13 protein-coding genes and 1 pseudogene are annotated in these 17,346 nt (G+C 71.7%); 3 read left to right on the top strand and 11 right to left on the bottom strand.

Annotated features, from left to right (window positions below; translation table 11 throughout):
- Positions 1–131: 131 nt before the first annotated feature.
- Positions 132–440: pseudogene (locus ACY45C_RS10250) on the top strand (urease accessory protein UreD); the annotation flags it as partial.
- Positions 441–453: 13 nt separating this feature from the next.
- On the opposite strand, the gene ACY45C_RS10245 reads toward ACY45C_RS10250, so the two are convergent.
- Entirely contained in the window at positions 454–1,083 is a 630-nt protein-coding gene (locus ACY45C_RS10245; protein WP_462187394.1) for a TetR/AcrR family transcriptional regulator, read from the bottom strand.
- A gap of 532 nt (positions 1,084–1,615) precedes the next feature.
- Positions 1,616–2,824: a glycosyltransferase gene (locus ACY45C_RS10240; RefSeq protein WP_462187393.1), complete on the bottom strand. Its 1,209-nt coding sequence runs from the start codon at positions 2,822–2,824 to the stop codon at positions 1,616–1,618.
- Positions 2,825–3,289: 465 nt separating this feature from the next.
- On the opposite strand from ACY45C_RS10240, the gene ACY45C_RS10235 reads away from it, so the two are divergent.
- Complete coding sequence (locus ACY45C_RS10235) at positions 3,290–3,967, top strand: TetR/AcrR family transcriptional regulator (RefSeq protein WP_462187392.1); 678 nt, start codon at positions 3,290–3,292, stop codon at positions 3,965–3,967.
- Between the two features lie 198 nt (positions 3,968–4,165).
- Here ACY45C_RS10235 and hpnH read toward each other — a convergent pair whose 3' ends face one another.
- The gene (gene hpnH, locus ACY45C_RS10230) at positions 4,166–5,170 is read right to left on the bottom strand and encodes an adenosyl-hopene transferase HpnH (protein WP_011435280.1); all 1,005 of its coding nucleotides are present in this window, start codon (positions 5,168–5,170) and stop codon (positions 4,166–4,168) included.
- A 325-nt stretch (positions 5,171–5,495) separates the two neighbouring features.
- Complete coding sequence (locus tag ACY45C_RS10225) at positions 5,496–6,071, bottom strand: PaaI family thioesterase (protein WP_462187391.1); 576 nt, start codon at positions 6,069–6,071, stop codon at positions 5,496–5,498.
- Between the two features lie 59 nt (positions 6,072–6,130).
- Here ACY45C_RS10225 and ACY45C_RS10220 point away from each other — a divergent pair, with 59 nt between their 5' ends.
- Positions 6,131–6,496: a winged helix-turn-helix transcriptional regulator gene (locus ACY45C_RS10220; RefSeq protein WP_462187390.1), complete on the top strand. Its 366-nt coding sequence runs from the start codon at positions 6,131–6,133 to the stop codon at positions 6,494–6,496.
- Between the two features lie 84 nt (positions 6,497–6,580).
- Here ACY45C_RS10220 and ispH read toward each other — a convergent pair whose 3' ends face one another.
- The 7 genes from ispH to ACY45C_RS10185 form a co-directional block, all read right to left on the bottom strand.
- Entirely contained in the window at positions 6,581–8,410 is a 1,830-nt protein-coding gene (gene ispH / locus ACY45C_RS10215) for a 4-hydroxy-3-methylbut-2-enyl diphosphate reductase (RefSeq protein ID WP_462187389.1), read from the bottom strand.
- The gene (locus ACY45C_RS10210) at positions 8,407–10,617 is read right to left on the bottom strand and encodes a terpene cyclase/mutase family protein (RefSeq protein WP_462187388.1); all 2,211 of its coding nucleotides are present in this window, start codon (positions 10,615–10,617) and stop codon (positions 8,407–8,409) included. The genes ispH and ACY45C_RS10210 overlap by 4 nt, the downstream gene beginning before the upstream one ends.
- 100 nt (positions 10,618–10,717) lie before the next feature.
- Positions 10,718–11,734 carry a polyprenyl synthetase family protein gene (locus tag ACY45C_RS10205; protein WP_462187387.1) on the bottom strand — a complete coding sequence of 339 codons (1,017 nt, stop codon included), beginning with the start codon at positions 11,732–11,734 and terminating at the stop codon, positions 10,718–10,720.
- Positions 11,731–13,440, bottom strand: a complete 1,710-nt coding sequence (hpnE, locus tag ACY45C_RS10200; protein ID WP_462187386.1) for a hydroxysqualene dehydroxylase HpnE — start codon at positions 13,438–13,440, stop codon at positions 11,731–11,733. Before hpnE ends, ACY45C_RS10205 begins: the two co-directional genes overlap by 4 nt.
- Positions 13,437–14,351, bottom strand: coding sequence for a presqualene diphosphate synthase HpnD (hpnD, locus tag ACY45C_RS10195; protein ID WP_462187385.1), 915 nt, complete (start codon positions 14,349–14,351; stop codon positions 13,437–13,439). Before hpnD ends, hpnE begins: the two co-directional genes overlap by 4 nt.
- A complete protein-coding gene (gene hpnC / locus ACY45C_RS10190) occupies positions 14,348–15,439 on the bottom strand; it encodes a squalene synthase HpnC (RefSeq protein WP_462187384.1) in 1,092 nt (363 codons plus the stop codon). The genes hpnD and hpnC overlap by 4 nt, the downstream gene beginning before the upstream one ends.
- A 439-nt stretch (positions 15,440–15,878) precedes the next feature.
- The gene (locus ACY45C_RS10185) at positions 15,879–16,715 is read right to left on the bottom strand and encodes an SDR family NAD(P)-dependent oxidoreductase (RefSeq protein WP_462187383.1); all 837 of its coding nucleotides are present in this window, start codon (positions 16,713–16,715) and stop codon (positions 15,879–15,881) included.
- Between the last annotated feature and the right edge of the window lie 631 nt (positions 16,716–17,346).

Here is a 17,346-nt window from a genome sequence, read left to right as displayed (position 1 = left end):
GCATCAAGATGATCAAACGGCAGATGTTCGGCCGCGCCAGCTTCAGCCTGCTCCGCAAACGGGCCCTCCTCACCCGATGATCACCGGCGGGCCAGAAGAATCACAAGATCAGCGACAGATCCTCCGAACCGATCCCCCTGCTGCGCCAGGATCTCGTCCTCGGTCCCGAGATACCTGGCCTGACCGGACCAGCCCTCCTCGGCTCGGCTCGTGCCGTCGGGTCGCTCCTCGTCGCGGGGCCCGATCCGGTGGGCTCTCCGGCGGCCCGGCGGGAATCCGTGCCGGCGGAGAGGGCGGGGTCCGGCGCGCAGGCGGCCGTCGCGGACAGGGTGGCACTGCTTCCCCTGGCCGGTCCAGGCTATCTCATCTCCGCGCTCGCCGAGGATGCGGTCACTCTCCGCCATCGCCTGGAACGAGGGCCGGCTCCTGCCACGGTCTGACCCGGGCAGGCGGTCAGACGCGGACGGCGGTGCCGTAGAGCCGATAGAACAGCGCGACCGCCTGTTCCGCGCGGGCCCGGCGGTTACTGTCGGTCCAGGCCGGAGGCCGACCCAGCAGGGCGGCGATCTGACTGTCGCGGATGGTGAGGCCGAAGAGCACCTCGAACGCTTCGGCGGCATCATCGAACGCGAGCTCACCACGGGCGACGCCTCGCCTCAGCAGGGCTTCGAAGAGGGGACCAGTGGTACGCCGACCCCAGGCGACGAGAGCCTCCGCGGGATCCGGGTCAGCGGGCAGCGCGGCGATGGCGACCCGGTTGATGGTGACCGAACGGGCGCTGGTGAGCAGCGCAAGCAGCTCGGTCAGCGCCGCGGCGAGCACCGGTCGCACCGGTCCGCCGCCGGCGTCGGCCAAGGCTTGTCGAAGAGCGGCGTTCGTAGCTTCCGCCTCCTGGGAGACGAGTGCCGCGAGCAGGCCACGCCGATCGCCGAAGTGGGCGTACAGCGTCTCCTGCGATGCCTTCGCCCGGGCCGACACCGCGCGGGTCGACAGCTTGTCGTAACCCTGCTCGGCGAGAAGAGCCAGTGTCGCGTCGAGGATCGCCGCGCGCCGGGCATCGCCGCGCGTCGCCGGCCGTGCCACCGGCCCCGGTGACCGCCAGCCGGTCCTGTTCGGCCGTCCCGGCCGGGATGGATGACTCGCTCACGCGACGGACCCTACCCTTGACAACTTCGAACCGAACGGTACGGTTCGTAGATAACCATCATGGCGGCCTCACGCACCCTCGCCCCCGTCCTACTCGTCGACCGTCTCCGAACCTCCCCATGGTTCATCTCCTCCATGCATCGGGACCACCAGTTAGGTCCGGGGCTGATCGGTCGATCCGCCCCGGGCCGGCGGCGAGGCCGATGACGATGCCGTGGAGGGGCGCGGCGTGGGCGTAGGGGTGGGCGTGGGCGTGGGCGTGGGGGAAGCCGGCGCCACGGCCGGCGCGGGGACCGCCGAGGATGTCGCCATCACCAGGGGTGTTGCGGGCACCGTGGACGAGGCGGATGACAAAGCCGATGAGCCGGCGGAGGCGACGGTGGCAACGCCGTCCGGGTACGGCGACACGGCTACCGGTGCCGGCATGCCCGGGGAGCCGGCCGGCCCGGCCACCGAGCTCTCACGCCGCTCACCCGGGCCATTCGGATACTCGCGGGCGGGCGGCAGCCGGGGCACCGTGATCCTGGTAGGTACGCCCCTTCCAGGCCGCTCCCCGCCCGGCCCGCTTGAGCCGCGCCGAGTCCACCGTCATCGCGAGGTACAGCACGGCCACTCCGGGGAGCAGCAGGGCCAGCGGCAGCGGCTGACGATAGTAGCGAGTCATCGGCAGATAGGTGACAGTCATGATCAACCAGGTGATCCCGCCGACGAGAGCCGTGGCGACGTCGCCGGTCACGATGCCTACGATGGTCGCGACCACCGGGATGACGAAGACCAGGCTCAGTCCCAACACGGTCCCGACCAACAGCGACGGGGAGTGCCGCAACTGCGCATAGGCGCTGCGGGACACCATCTTCCACAGATCCGCGAGCCGCGGATACGGGCGCTGGCTGTGGACCTGCTCTGCGAGTCCGAGCCACGTCCGCCCACCCGAGCGATTGATGATCCGCGCGATCGCCACGTCGTCGATGACGGCGCCGCGCACCTCCGCCAGTCCACCGGCCGCCGCAAGGGCCTCCCGGCGGATCAGGGAACATCCGCCGGCCGCAGCGGCCACCCGCGAACCCGGCCGGTTCGACCACCGGAACGGGTACAGCATCGCGAAGAAGTGCACGAAGGCCGGGACGATCAGACGCTCCCAGCCGGTCTGCACCCGCAGCACGGCCATCTGCGACACCATGTCCAGCTTCTGGGAGGTCGCCGACGCGACGAGCGCAGTCAGCGATCCCGGGCGATGGGAGATGTCCGCGTCGGTGAGGAGCAGGAAGTCGACGTCGCCAGCGCACTCGATGCCCCGCCGCAGCGCCCACAGCTTCCCGGTCCAACCGGCGGGGGGTTCGGTGGATGTGGTCATGGCCGGCGTCACGTTGGTCTCGCCGCGCGCAGCGGCCTGTTCTGCCAGGTCCCGGGCAACCTCCGTGGTCCCGTCGGTGGAACCGTCGTCCACCAGGATCAGCCGGGCACGACCGGGGTAGTCCTGGGCAAGCAGCGTCGGAAACGTCACGGGAAGCACGTCGGCCTCGTCCCGAGCCGGCACGACGATCGCCACACTGGGCCAAGCGGCCGGCGCCTGCCGGGATGGCAGGCGCTGATCGGTCCGCCAGAAGAACCCATGGCCGACGGTCAGGTAGAGCCAAGCGAGCAGAGAGGCAACGGCGACCCACAGCAGCACTGTCACAGAAAGTGATACTGCCACGGGCCCCTCAAGGGCGTGCGGGCCCCCCGGGTAATGCGGGGTCACAAGGCTTCCGTCCCGGTCTGGCCGAGCCGGTACGGAGATCTCCCCCCCGAAACGCTCCTGCCGCCACCCTGAAATCCCGGGCCTCCGGCCGGCGGTGGGGTAGCCGACATGAGGCATCGACGATGGTGCCCACCACGCCCCGCGGAAACGATGATCACCTCCCGTCACCTCACGATCGGCGGCGGTGATCGGAGATACCCGACGGCAACAAGTTGAAAACAAAAAGTGATCGGCGGTGCGCGACGAACGGCTGGCGAGGGCGCGACCAGAGGGCGAGACGACAGCCACGGATCGGTGTCCGTCGGCGGTTGCGGGTTCATCGGAGCAGGTTCGTCACGACCAGGCCCGCTCGTGCCGGGACGGTAGTGGGTACAACGGCCTCGGCTACACCATAATCAAGGGGTGACACGAAGCCGTCGTACCGCGCAGACGGCTGACACCCGTCAGGCCTTGATCTCCGCCGCCCGCCATCGGTTCGCCGAACAGGGGTTCGCCTCCACCGGCACCGAGGAGATCGTCGCCGACGCGCAGGTCACCCGTGGCGCGCTCTACCACCACTTCCGCGACAAGGCCGCGCTGTTTCGCACCGTGATGGAACAGGTCGCGACGGAGGTGGCCGAACAGCTCGTCGCTGGTGAACTTGCCCGGGACGCGGAGCTTCCCAGCGACGCCTGGACACAGCTCCGGTCCGGGTTCCAGTCCCTGCTCGACATCTCCACCGCGGACAGCGACTTCCAGCGCATCGTCCTCGTCGACGGTCCGGCCGTGCTGGGCAACGACGCCTGGGATGCGCTCGTCGAGAAGCACGGCTACCGGCTGCTCTCGGAGTGGCTGGAGCGCGCGATGGCCGAGGACCGCATCGACCCGCTGCCGGTGGTCCCGCTGACCAGGCTGGTCGCCGCCCTGCTGTCGGAGGCGAGCATCTACACCGCCGGCGCCGCGGACCCGGACACCGCCCGCCTCGAGGTCGGCACCGTGCTCGACCGGCTGCTGCGCGGACTCGGCCGCGGTGGCGATCTCGCCGAGCAGCCGCCGGTCAGTGCCGACGGCGGCGCCGGCTCCCGCGGGACTGCCGGCTAAAGCCGGCTGGCATCGTCGACGCCAGCGAAACCCTGCTCCCGCCGGCCCTGCTCCCGCCGGTGCGGGCCGGGGCGGCACAGACGGCGACCGCCCCGACCGGGGTCACCCGGTCGGGGCGGTGACCTGCCGTGCCGGACGACGTCATCTGACGGTGACGGTGGCGCCGCCGTGAGCCGGCTCAGACCACGATGGGCCAGCTCAGACGCTGCGGGCCGCCCGGATGGACTCCTTGAGGGAACCCATGGTGGCCAGCACCGCGGAGGTCTCATAGCCGCAGTGCGCCATGCAGTTCGCGCACCGCGGGTCCTTGCCACGACCGTAGGCGTCCCAGTCGGTGGTCTCGACGAGCTCCTTGTAGGACGAGACGTACCCGTCGCTCATCAGGTAGCAGGGCTTCTGCCAGCCGAAGAGCGAGTAGCTCGGGATGCCCCACGCGGTGCAGCTGAGCTCCCTCTTACCCTCCAGGAAGTCCAGGAAGACCGGCGAGTGGTTGAGCCGGAACTTCTTGCGCCGGCCGTCCGCGAAGACCTTCGAGAACATCTCGCGGGTCTCCTGGACCCCCAGGAAGTGCTCCTGGTCGGGCGCCTTCTCGTAGGCATAGCCGGGTGAGAGCTGGATCTGGTCGACCTTGAGGTCGTCGTTGAGGAACGTCAGGATGTCGATGACGTCCTGCGGGCTGTCGTTGTTGAAGAACGTCGAGTTGGACCCGACCCGGAAGCCCGCGGCCTTCGCCGCGTGGAAGGCGCGGACGCACTCGTCGAACGTGCCCTCCTTCTCCACCACCGCGTCGTGCCGCTCACGCAGACCGTCGATGTGCAGGACGAAGGTGAAGTACGGCGACGGGGTGAAGTTCTTGAGCTTCTTCTGGAGCAGCAGCCCGTTCGTGCAGAGGATCACGAACTTCTTGCGCTTGACCAGCTGGTTCACGATCTCGTGGATCTGCGGGTGCATCAGCGGCTCGCCGCCCGCGATCGCGACCACCGGAGCGCCGCATTCCTCCACCGCAGCCAAGGCGTCGTCGACGCTCATCCGCTGCTTGAGGACGGACGCCGGGTGCTGGATCTTGCCACATCCAGTGCAGGACAGGTTGCAGGCAAACAGCGGCTCCAGCTCCAGTACGAGCGGGAAGTGCTTGCGACGAAGCAGCTTCTGCTTCGCCAGGTAGGTCCCAATCCGGAGCTGGTACCGCCACTCGACCGCCACGGCTGGCCCCCTCTCGTTAGGTCACCAGTGGATGAGCGATGATCTCTGCATTGACCATACAGCGTGTACGTACAGACTGCATGTGGATCGTCCGATGAACTGCCCCACAAGGGTGTCCGTTAGCCGACCCCGCCGAGTTGCGGACACCGGGAAGACAAGGCCGGGACAGCACGGACGCGAGTTCGGGACAGTCCATGGACGATGTCGGGCCAGCCGCCCGACGACGCGCCCGTGCTCGCATCCGGCCCGGCCGAGCGTCGGGCCGGGCCGCCGGTCAGGCCGGGGAATCGGGTCTCCGGTCAGGCCGCGGAATCAGGCCATGGGATCAGGCCGCCCCACCCATGATCAGACAGGTGCTGCTGGCGGTGGCCACGACCTTGCCCTGGTCATCCCGGACGTCCCCCTCGGCGAAAGCCACCCGCCGTCCCGGCCTGGTCACCCAGCCGTGCGCGGTAAGTCGGCTCGGCCGGCCGTCGACAACGCGCACCGGCCGCAGGTAATTAACCTTGATCTCGATGGAGGTATACGCCACCGCGACCGCCAGCGTGGAGTGCACCGCGCAGGCGGTCGCGGTGTCCAGGATCGTGCAGACCAGGCCACCGTGGACGAGGCCGATCGGGTTGTAGGCCGACTCGTCCGGCAGACAGGTGAAGACAACGTCTCCCGGCGTGACCTCGATTGGCCGGAAGTCGAACAGACGGGAGATCGGGGGCGGCGGAATGCGCCCGTCACGCATCGCGGACAGGAACTCCAGCCCGCTCAGCGACGCCGCCGCCGCGGCGACAGGCAGCGGGTCGTGCCAGGTGATCGTCTTGCTCCGCGGCTCGCCCCAGGCAGCCGGGTCGTGCGAGTGGTCTGAGGCGGATTCGGGTCGCGCGGATTCGGGCTCAGTCGTGGTCATGCCCGCAGCCTAGACCGGCTGCATTCAGGATACGCACCCAGTATCGGTAGGATGTACCGATGCAGGAATCGTCCGACGGCCCGCGGGCCTGTCCGATCGCGCGGACGCTGGAGGTCGTGGGTGAGCGCTGGTCCCTGCTGGTCATCCGGGAGATCACACTGGGGGTCCACCGCTTCGAGGGCATCCGGGCCGGCACCGGGGCGCCCCGAGCCGTACTGGCCGAGCGGCTGCGGGCGCTGGAGCGCGCGGGGGTGCTGGAGCGTCAGCCATACCAGGAGGCGGGCGCCCGGTCCCGGCACGAGTACCGGCTGACGTCCTCCGGCCGGGATCTGGCACCGGTCCTGCTGGCCCTGCGCCGGTGGGGCGAGCGGCACGCCGCACCGGCCCGGCCGCCTGAGGCCGATCGCGGCGCCGCATCCCGCTGAACCCAGCCCCACCGCGCCGCCCGGGCGACGCCACCGGCTTCGCCCTCCGGGCCGCGCCTCGGGACCGCCCGGGGGCCGGGCGCACTATGGCCCTGGAACGGGCGCCGGGGCCGGTTGGCGCAGTTCCTTGGGCAGGTGGAAGGCCAGCGTCTCGGTACCGACGGAACGCACCGAGACGTCCGTCGCGCCGAGACCCGACAACGCGGTCAGGAGCTCGTCGACGAGGGACGGCGGGGCCGAGGCGCCGGCCGAGATGCCGATCGTGCCCACGCCGGCGAGCCAGGACAGATGCACGTCCCCGACGTCCCCGACCAGATGCGCCTCGACGCCATCGCGCCTGCTCACCTCGACGAGCCGCACGGAGTTCGCGCTGTTGGCCGAGCCGACGACGAGGACGAGCTGGGCCTCCTCGGCAACCTTGCGGACCGCGTTCTGCCGGTTCGAGGTCGCGTAGCAGATATCGGTGGAACCCGGCCCGACGATCGCCGGGAACCGCTCCGTCAACGCGTCAACGACCTCCGCGGCCTCGTCCAGGGCCAGCGTGGTCTGCATGAGGTATGTGACGCGCTCGGGATCGGGAACGTCGAGGGAGCCGACGTCGGCCGAGGACTCGACCAGCGTGATGCGGCCGGGCGCCTCGCCGAGGGTTCCGTCCACCTCCTCGTGGCCGGAATGGCCGATGAGCAGCACGGTGTCCCCGCGGGCGGTGAACCGGCGGGCCTCGGTGTGCACCTTCTCCACCAGCGGGCAGGTGGCGTCGATGACGGACAGGCCGCGCTCGCCCGCCTGGTCCCAGACGGCCGGAGCCACTCCGTGTGCGGAGAAGACGACCGTCGAGCCGCCGGGCACCTCGTCGAGCTCCTCGACGAAGATCGCTCCACGGCTGGCCAGGTCGGCCACCACGTGGGCGTTATGCACGATCTGCTTACGGACATAGACCGGCGCACCGTAGATCTCCAGGGCGCGCTCGACGACCTCGATCGCCCGCTCGACGCCGGCGCAGAACGCCCGCGGCTCGGCGAGCAGAACCTGGCGACGGCCGACCGCGGCGGCCCACGCCTCGATCGGGCGCCCGAGCGGACGCATCGTGCGCAGACCGCGGATTCCGCGGCGGGCCAGGTCGATGCGTCCCAGCGGCTGCGCCGCCGTGTCGACGATGACGCGGACGGCGGCGAACGGCACGTCGCCGACTCCCGCCGCCAGCTCCGCGGACTCCATGTCGACGGCAAGAGCCCCGGTCGCGGCGAGTTCCGCGCGGGCCGTGCCGACGACGAGCCGCGGCACGGTGACGATCGGGCCGACGTGCACGGTGAGCCCGAGCCGGCGCAGGTCGCCGGCCAGCAGGGGCGCGGACGCGCAACGGCCGGCGACGGTGCCGTCGGCGTTGCGGATCTCGGTGGCCACGACGACGTCACCGGGCTCGATCCCAGCCGCCAGTCCCCCGGAGAGACCGACGAGGGCGACGGCGTCCGGGCCTGTGTCGCGCACCAGCCGAGCGGCCTTGCGCGCCCGTTCCGGACCCATGCCGGTGCGCACGATGACGGTGTCCGCGCTGAGGCCCGACCGACCGGCGGCCATTGCCTCCACCCGCAGGGCCGCCGCGACGACCAGCCGCCCCCGGCGGCGCACGGGGGTCGGCTCCTGCTCCTGCTCCGGCACTCGCCGCGCCTCGGCCGGCCGGTGGACCGACCCTGGGGGCGCGGCCGACGGCAGGGACGGCGACGACGGCTCCTGCGCCGGGATCTCGGTGGAGGCGGCCGGAACAGCCCTGATCCCGGCACCCGTGGCTGCCGCCGTGGCTGCCGCGGCGGCGGGCGCGTCGTCCCCGGCGGACGCGCCGTCCTCGACGTCCCCGCCGTCCTCGACGTCCCCGGCGTTCCCGTCGCCGCCGGCCGCGGATGCGAAGATGTTCATGGCGTGGCCACCCCGGTGAGGGTCACGTACCGACCGAGCGCGGTCAGCGGGAAGACCAGCCGGTACAGGTGGTAGTTGAGGTAGAAGTCACCGGGGAAACCGGTTCCGGTGAACTGGGGCTCGTCCCAGGTCCCGTCCGGCCGCTGGGTCTCGCACAGCCAGCGCACTCCCCGCTTGACCGCCTTGCTGTGCGGGTCGACGGCCAGCAGCGCGAGCAGCGCCCAGGCGGTCTGCGAGGCGGTGAGCTCACCCCGGCCGATCCAGGCCGGATCGTCGTAGGAACGCGGGTCCTCACCCCATCCGCCGTCGGGCGACTGGTGCTCCAGCAGCCAGCGCACCGCGGTTGTGATCGCCGGGTGGTCGGCGGGAACGCCAGCGGCGCTCAGCGCCGGAACCACGGCGCCGGTGCCGTAGACGTGGTTGATCCCCCACCGGCCGAACCAGGAGCCGCCCGGTTCCTGGTTGTCCAGCAGCCACTGCACCGCCCGCTGGGTGATCGGGTGGTCGGAACGGCCGAGGTCGGCCAGCATCTCCACGATGTGGGCGGTGACGTCCGCCGACGGCGGGTCGACCACCTCGCCGAAGTCGCAGAACGGGATCTTCGCCGTCAGCGTCCGCACATTGTCGGCGTCGAAGGCGCCCCAGGCCCCGTCCGACGACCGCATGCCGACGCTCCAGTCGACCCCGCGGGCCGCAGCGGCGCGCATCGCCCCGGCCAGCTGCGGGTCGACCGCCGCGAGGCCGCGGGAGGCACGGTCACGCGCGGCCGGCGGGAGCTCGGCGGTGCCGCCCGGGGCGACGGTGCCGCCCGGGGCGACGGTGCCGCCCGGGGCGACATGGCTGCCACCGAGCAGGCGACGCAGCGCCAACACGACCTCGGCAGTGTCGTCGGTGTCCGGGTAGAAGTCGTTGTCGAACTCGAACGCCCAGCCGCCGGGGGCGAGCGCCGGACGGCGGACCGCCCAGTCCCCGGCCACCCGGACCTCTTCGTCAACCAGCCAGCGGCCGGCCCGCACCATCGCGGGATGGTCGGCCGGGACGCCGGCGTCCGAGAGCGCGACCACCGCGAGCGCGGTGTCCCAGACCGGCGACTGGCATGCCTCGATCTGGGCGGTCGGCCCCTCCGGGGTCTCGCGCCGGATGATGTAGCGTTCCATTCCCCGGAACGCCGTGGCGATCACTGGGTGGTTGAGGGGGTATCCCATGAGATGCAGCGCCATGACGGAGTAGATCCACGGCGGCTGGATGCCCCCCCAGCACCCGTCGGCCTCCTGGCGGGCGACGACCCACTCGGTGGCCCGGCGCAACGCCAGAGTGCGCAGCATCTTGATCGGCCGGCGCTCATAGCGGTGCAGGATCGCGTCCAACCGCTCGAAGGCGCCCTCCCAGCTGTACAGCGGGGCCGGCTTCGGCGGCGTCACGGGTGCCGCGACCTTGATCTCGTCGATGCTGAAGCCGAGGTCGCGCACAGGCCGGAGCGACCCGACGATCGTCAACGCGACGATCGTCTGGCGGGCCCAGCAGCCGAAGTCGTAGACATTCAGCGGGAACCAGGACGGCAGGAAGATCAGTTCCGGCGGCAGCACGGGCACGTCGTCCCAGGACCACTCGCCGAAGGTCGCCAGCCAGATTCGGGTGAAGACCCGGGCGGCCGCCACCCCGCCCTGGGAGCGGATGAGCGCGGCCGCCGCCGCCATGTGCGGGGCGTCGGGCTCGTCACCGGCCAGGCGCAGGGCGATGTACGCCTCGACCGTGGTGGACAGCTCGGCCGGTCCGCCGTAGTACGTGGCCCAGCCGCCGTCCGCGAGTTGCTGGGACCGCACCCACCGGGCGATCGGCTCGGTCTCCTCCTCGGTGCGGATGCCGAGGAACTGCTTCATGAACAGGTGTTCGGCGTCGATCGTGACGTTCGTCTCGAGGTCGCCCTTCCACCAGCCCTCCTCGGACTGCAGCCCGAGGAGGTGGTCCCGAGCCCGGTCGGCCGCGGTCATCGCCGCGGCCAGGTCCTGATCGACCGGGGTCTGCGTCGTGGGCGGGGTACCGTCGACGGTCGCCGCGCCACCGCCGGGCACGCCACCGCCGGACAGCGGTGGCGAGGACCGGGAGATCCCGTAGGCGTCGGGCGTGGCGGGCGCGGGAATGTTAACGCGCTTCGAGCTCTTCGCGGCCTTTGGAGCAGCCGGGGACGGGTCCGAGGTCAGGCTCATCGACGACTCCCCTCGTCGTACATGCGATGGTCATGAAGACGATCAACGTGCTGATCACCCGGCCGGGCGGGAACGGCGACTGCACTCACCTGTCGTCTCCTCAGCGGTCTCGTTCGGTCACGAAACGCGCGAGGGCCAGCAGTTCCGCCTCGATCTCGGCGGGCATCGACAACGAGCGGAGCACGTTCTCGCAGGCCTTCAGCTGGCCGTCGGCCTCGGCGGTGGTCCAGTCCCGCCCGCCGGCCCGCTCGATCAGGTCCGCGATGTGCGTCAGCTCCGCCTCGGTGGACTCCCCGGTGCCGGTGAGGAACGCCCGCAGCTCCTCGGCCGCGGTTCCGCCGGCCTCCAGGGCCACCACGACCGGCACCGACTTCTTGCGGGACCGCAGGTCCGACAGCACCGGCTTGCCGGTCACCGAGGGATCACCCCAGATACCGAGCAGGTCGTCGATGAGCTGGAACGCGGTGCCGAGCCGGGATCCGTACTCGGCGAGGGCGTTGACCATGTCGTCATCGGCCCCGGCGAGCACGGCGCCGAGGGAGGCCGAGCAGGCCAGCAGCGCGCCGGTCTTGCCGTCCTCCATGTGCAGCGTCTCGGCGACGCTGACATCCGGCCGCTTCTCGAACATCAGGTCCTCGGCCTGGCCACGGACGAGGTCCTGAACGCCCGCGCCCAGGATCAGCGCCGCGCGACGGCCGGGCTCCCCCTCGACCTCCAGCAGGACCTGGGTCGCCAGGCCGAGCAGCGCGTCCCCGGCGAGGATCGCGCCGTCGGCGCCAAAGATCGTCCAGGCCGTGGGCCGGTGGCGGCGCTCGGTGTCGCCGTCCATGAGATCGTCGTGCAGCAGCGAGAAGTCGTGCACCAGCTCGACGGCGACCGCTGCCGGCAGCCCGGTCTCCGCCGGGGCGCCGGCGGCCTGCGCCGACAGCAGCGCCAGCGCCGGGCGTACCAGCTTGCCCCCGCCGCCGGACAGTGGCGCGCCCTCGGCGTCGACCCAGCCGCGATGGTAGGCGACGACGTGGCGAAGCCGTGGGTGGAGCCGATCCACCGTGGCGCGCAAGGCAGGCACGGTGAGGGTCCGCCCACGCTCGATCGCATCCGGAACCGTCATGGTCATACCGGGAATCCCCCTGTGGATGTGTGCCTTGGCTGGCCGGGCGGAAGCGGCCGGACGACCGCCGCCGATCCGGCGGGAACCGCGTTGTCCCCTCGTGGATCCTGTGGATCGCGCACCTGCGCGGCCGTGGCGCCGCCGTCCGGTGTGCTCACCGATTCAGTGCCTACCGGTACCGACTCACCCACCTGCTCGGGGAGCCGTCCGCCCGTCCTTCGGGCCTGCGGGCCCGGCCCGCGTGGCTCGTTGACGTCGACCCCCATACCGGCCAGGTTCTCACGGACAGCAGCGAGTCCGCTACGCACGGCCGACTCCATGGTTGCCGGCCATCCGGTGTCGGTCCAGGTCCCGGCCAGGGCGAAGCCGGGCAGGCCGGTCGACGCACCCGGACGCAACGCAAGCGAACCGGGCACCTGCCGGAAGGTCGCCGTACGTTCCCGGGTGACGAAGACCTCCAGCGGCCCGGCCGCCCGCGCGGCCGGGAACAGCCAGGCCATCTCCTCGACGAACAGGGTCCGCAGCTCGTTCGCCGGACGATCGACCCACGGCTCCGCCGCAGACTGCGACAGCGCCAGGTACTGGGCACCGGGCGGGCCGGCGGCGGCGAGCCCGGAGGAGACCGTGCGATCGAAGATCCATTGGATGGGCGAGTCGACCACGGCCAGGAACGGGCCGTCGATCACCGGTCGAGGATAGATCATGTGCACGTTGATGATCGGCGAGTCGCCGAGTTCACGCAGCCGGGCCGCCTCAGGTTCGGCGCCGGCCGGCAGGAGGGAAGCGGCGGCGGGCGGCGGCACCGCGAGCACGACCGCGTCCGCCCGCAGCACGCCGCGCTCGTCGGTGCCGGGCACCGCCGCGCCGCGACCGGTCCCGCCCGCGGTGACGGCCAGTTCCCATCCGCTGCCCGCGGCGGTGATGGACCGGGCCTTCACCCCGGTGCGCACGTCGGCGCCGGCCGCGGTGAGCGTCTCCATCGCCGCGTCGCCGTGTAGCCGGGACAGGGGGACCTCGGCCCAGCCGAGGTCACCGGCGGCGGCGCCCTCCAGCAGACCGGTCCGCACGACCTTGGCGGCGAGGCCGAGGGAGGCGTCGGCGGCGGGCACGTTCAGCGTCGCGACCGTCAGCAGTTCCCACAGCGCCTTCGTCGCCGCGGGGCCCTGGCCGTGGGTGGACAACCAGGTGCCGAACGACTGCTCGTCCACCGCCGGGGATCGCTGGTCGAGCCGCCCGAGCTGGAACGCCGCGAGCCCGGCCCGCAGCCGTTCGGCGACCGGCAGCGCCTGGTACCCCAGCAACGCCGGGGCCAGGTGCAGTGGCGCCGGCAGCGGGACCCTCGTCCGGCGCAGCCGGGTCCGGGTCAACGAGTCGCCGAGCAGCACCGGCACGTCCAGCCGAGGCTGCAAGGTGGTCAGGTGTTCGACGCCGAGTCGCTGCAGCAGCCCGCGGTAGGCCGTGCAGCACCGCATGAACACGTGCTGGCCGGTGTCGATCCACAGCTCCCCGCGCCGGAACGACGTCGTCGCCCCGCCGAGGCGGGGACGTGCCTCCAGCAGGGTCACGCGGGCCCCGCTGTCCACGGCCAGCAGTGCCGCGGCCATGCCCGCGAGCCCGCCGCCGACGACGGCGAGATGCGGACGTCCGTCCGTCCGCCCGGCGGGCCGCGGCCCCCGTGCCGGCGCGGCGTCCGCGCCGGCACCCGTGGTCATGCCGCCCTCATCTCGGGCCGCCCCGCGAGGCTGCGGGCGGCGACGACCGCCTTCTCCCAGCCGGGCAGCGCCAGCCGACGATCGAGCACCGCGGACGGATCGGTCTTGATCCGCCGGTTGAGCCGCAGGTAGATGCCGGCCATCGCCCCACAGCAGGCCGCGCTGCGCCGGTCGAGCAGGTCGAGCAGGACGAGCCCACGCCCATACCACTCCTCCGCTCGCTGCGCCGACGTCCGCAGGTACGCGATGAGCGCGTCGGGGGGCCCGCCGAGACGACCGGTCGCGTCCACCTCGAGTTCGACGCCGGCGGCCTTCAGCTCCTGGCGCGGCAAGTAGATCCGGCCGCCGAGCAGGTCCTCGCGCACGTCCCGGAGGATGTTCGTCTGCTGGAGTGCGACCCCGAGGGCGTCCGCGACCCCCGAGGCGTCGCGGTGGGAGGTGGCCCGCTCGCTACCGAAGATGCCGAGCGAGAGCCGCCCGATCGTCCCGGCAACCAGGCGGCAGTAGCCGACGAGATCGTCGAACGTGTCGTAGGTGGTGCCGCGCACGTCGCTCTCGACCCCGTCGGCGAGTTCGATGAACGCCTCCAGCGGGATCGGGAACCGGCGGGCGGCGTCGGCGAGGGCGACGAAGACCGGATCATCGGAGCTGTTCATCCCCAGCTCCTCGACCTCCGCGCGGACCTGCGCCAGCCCGGCAAACTTCGCCTCCTCGGGGAGATCACCATCGCCGATGTCGTCGAAGCGGCGGGCGAGCGCGTAGACGGCGCTCAGCGCCCCCCGCTTCTCGGCCGGCAGCAGGCGGATGCCATAGGAGAAGTTGCGTGCCGCCTCCTTGGTCACAGCCTCGCAGGCGGCATACGCCTCCGCCACGGTCGGCCGGCCCGCGGGGAACTGCGCCGCGGTACTCATCGAACCTCACCCATCTCCGGAAGAACGGACTGTGCGGCGGGGACGCCGGCCTGGGTACTCGTCGCAGCGGTGCCGCCGTGGGCCGTGGAACCCGAACCGGAACCGGAACCCGAAGCGGAACCCGGCCAGGCCCCGGCCGCGCTGGTCGCGGTGGCGACGGCGGCCGCCGTGTGCGCCACCGCCGACGCTCCGGGAGCCAGCGACCGGGCCAGCGCCGCCAGCGCGAACTCGGCGACCCGTGGCTTCGTCGCCTTCGGCGGCCCACCGAGCACGTCGTAGTCGGCGCGCCGGATCGCGTCCAACGCCGCCCGGCCCCCGCCCACGAAACCGGCCAGGGCCAGCCGCAGCCGCCCGGGCACCATCGACACCAGGGGAGCGCCCTGGTCGATCACCGTACGGGCCCGAGCGACCTCGAAGGCCATCAGATGGCGCACGGCCGGACTCGCGACGGAGGCCCGCAGATCGGCCTCGGTCACCCCGAAGGTGTCCAGATCCTCCAGCGGCAGGTAGATCCGGCCGGCGGCGAGGTCCTCGGCCACGTCCTGCCAGTGCTCGGCGAGCTGCAAGGCGGTGCACACCCGGTCCGACAGCACGACCCGGTCGGGGGTCGCCAGCCCGAAGACGCCCAGCACCATCCGCCCGATCGGGTCGGCCGAGAGCGTGCAGTAGCGGACCAGGTCGTCGAAGGTCTCGTAACGGGTGACCCGCTGGTCCTGCCGGTTGGCCTCGACGAGGCGCTGGAACGGTTCGGCGGGCAGGTCACAGTCCCGCACGGTCCGCGCGAGCAGGCGCAGGACCGGCAGCTCCGGCTGCCCGCCTGTCCAGATCACCTCGAGGTCCGCCGACAACCGGTCGAGCAGGGCGAGCCGGTCGCCGACCGCCTCGTCGCCGAGGTTGTCGACGAGCCGGCTGAAGGCGTACAACGCGTTGAAGTGGGAACGAACCGCCGCGGGCAGAACGAACGGCGAGACCGGGAAGTTCTCCGCCGGGGCGGCGCGCAGCAGCTGCTCGGCGGGAGTTGCCAGGCCCGTCGCGGCCGGCTGGGCAGGCGTGCGTGATGGGCTGGTTCGGGCGTCGATGGCTGTCATACGCCTCTCCTTCGATGGCGGTCTGCACTACGGACGCGGTCGGGCCGGATCCCGCATCCCCGGGGGCCACGACCGGCGCGGACGTACCCGGAGAGCCGGGTTCGGAAGGCTCTTCGGAAGGCTCCGTGGTGGGGGTGGCTGCCTGGGTTTCGCCAAGGCGATCAGGATGCGGATCGCACCGGGTGGTCATGGGCACGATCAGCGCGGGCCGGTACGGGAGATGGGCCGGCCCTGGGCCGGTATCGGGATGAGCTCCGCCTGGCCGGCCCCCTTCGGTTGGTCCTCACAGGTCCGTGGGCGGGATGATGCTCCGGCGGCACCACCCGGGCGGCCTGCGGCCTGCGGCCGGCCGCCGCCCGTCGGCACTCTCATCGTCGGTGTCGCTCACCCCGAGGGCCGGCCGGAAAGCCGGGAGCGGCCGGGTAGACCACGCCGCGGATCATCCGAAGACACCCGCCAGCCTGCGGTACACCGACGGGATCGCACCGTGGACCCGCACCGCGCCGAGTAACCAGCGTGGCACCCAGACCTCGGCGTCGCCGCGTCCGGTGGCCGTCAGCATGCGCTGCGCGACAAGCCCGGCCGGTATAGGCCGGGGCCAGCGACGGACGTAGGGCGCGCCACGGCGGTGGAAAAATGGTGTGTCGACGACGCCGGGTAGACACAGGGTCACCGTCACACCGCGACCGGCGACCTCGGACCGCAACGCGTCGGCGAAACCGAGCAGAGCGGCCTTGGTTGCGGAATAGGCGACCTCACCGCGCACGCCCAGCGCGCCGGCGATGCTGCCCACCAGCAGGATGCGCCCCTGGCCGCGGTCGAGCATGGCCGGCAACATGGCCCGGACCAGCATCATCGGCGACAGCACGTTGACCGTGACCAGCTCCGCGATCGCGGCCGGGGACATCACCTCGAACGGGCCCGCAGCCCCGAGGCCGGCCGAGCACACCAGCAGGTCGACCTCGCCGAGAAGCTCGGTCGCCCGGGAGGAGACCATCAGTTCCGAGCCGGGACTCGACAGGTCGACCGCAATCCGGTGCCCCTCGGTCGCCGCGGCCACCTCGTCGAGCGTGGCCCCGTTGCGACCGACCAGCAGCGACCGGCATCGGTCCGCGGCCAGCAGCAGCGCGGCCTCCCGGCCGATACCGCTGGATGCTCCCGTGACGACGGCGGTCCGGGGCGGCCAGGTCGAGACGCCCGAGCCGGCCCGCATGACCAGCCCAGTAAGAGATGTAGACACTCCGTTACCGAAAGCGGGGCGAGACCGGGTGCTCACGACACACCGCTTCCGGTCATTCCCCTCACGCCGTTCTCCCCCGCGGGCACTGGTTGCACGTCACCTACAACTTTCCCTACTCGTCGCCCCGCGTTGCGAGGTGGTCCGACCGAAGGTGATTCGGTGTGGTCCGCTGGCACGAACTCGCCGGCCGGATCGTTGCGTCGGCCACCCTGGCGGGCGGCACCGATCCGAACAGCCACTGCTCATCTCATCAACGCCGGGCTCCGGATCCGCGGTGCGTTGGTAACTCCGCGCCACCGGGCTCACGACTGCCACCATTCCACCGTCCCGTCGCCGGATCGTCCATGGTCAGATGGGCGACATCGGACAGCGAGGGCCGAGCGCGACTCTGGACTCCCTATCACACTCCCCCATCCCGACCGCCCGGCGTCGCCCGATATGACAGCGGTCCGATCGATTCGGAATCTGCTCTCGGAGACCTTCTTCCGGAGACTTCGAACTGGCTCCACATCGACGACTGGGTATTGCGGACTATTTACAACCGCATTGCCTCCGGAGGAAGGACGCGGCGACGACACCTTGCCGACTCGAGGCCGGTACGCGGCATCAGGGTCATGGTCGGCCGGCTCCGACGCCAACACCCTCCCGCCAGTCCGATCCGGTCACC

The sequence above is a fragment of the Frankia sp. CcWB2 genome, from assembly GCF_977927585.1.
Note: the sequence above shows the minus strand (reverse complement) of the source record. Positions and strands in the feature narration are given on the sequence as shown.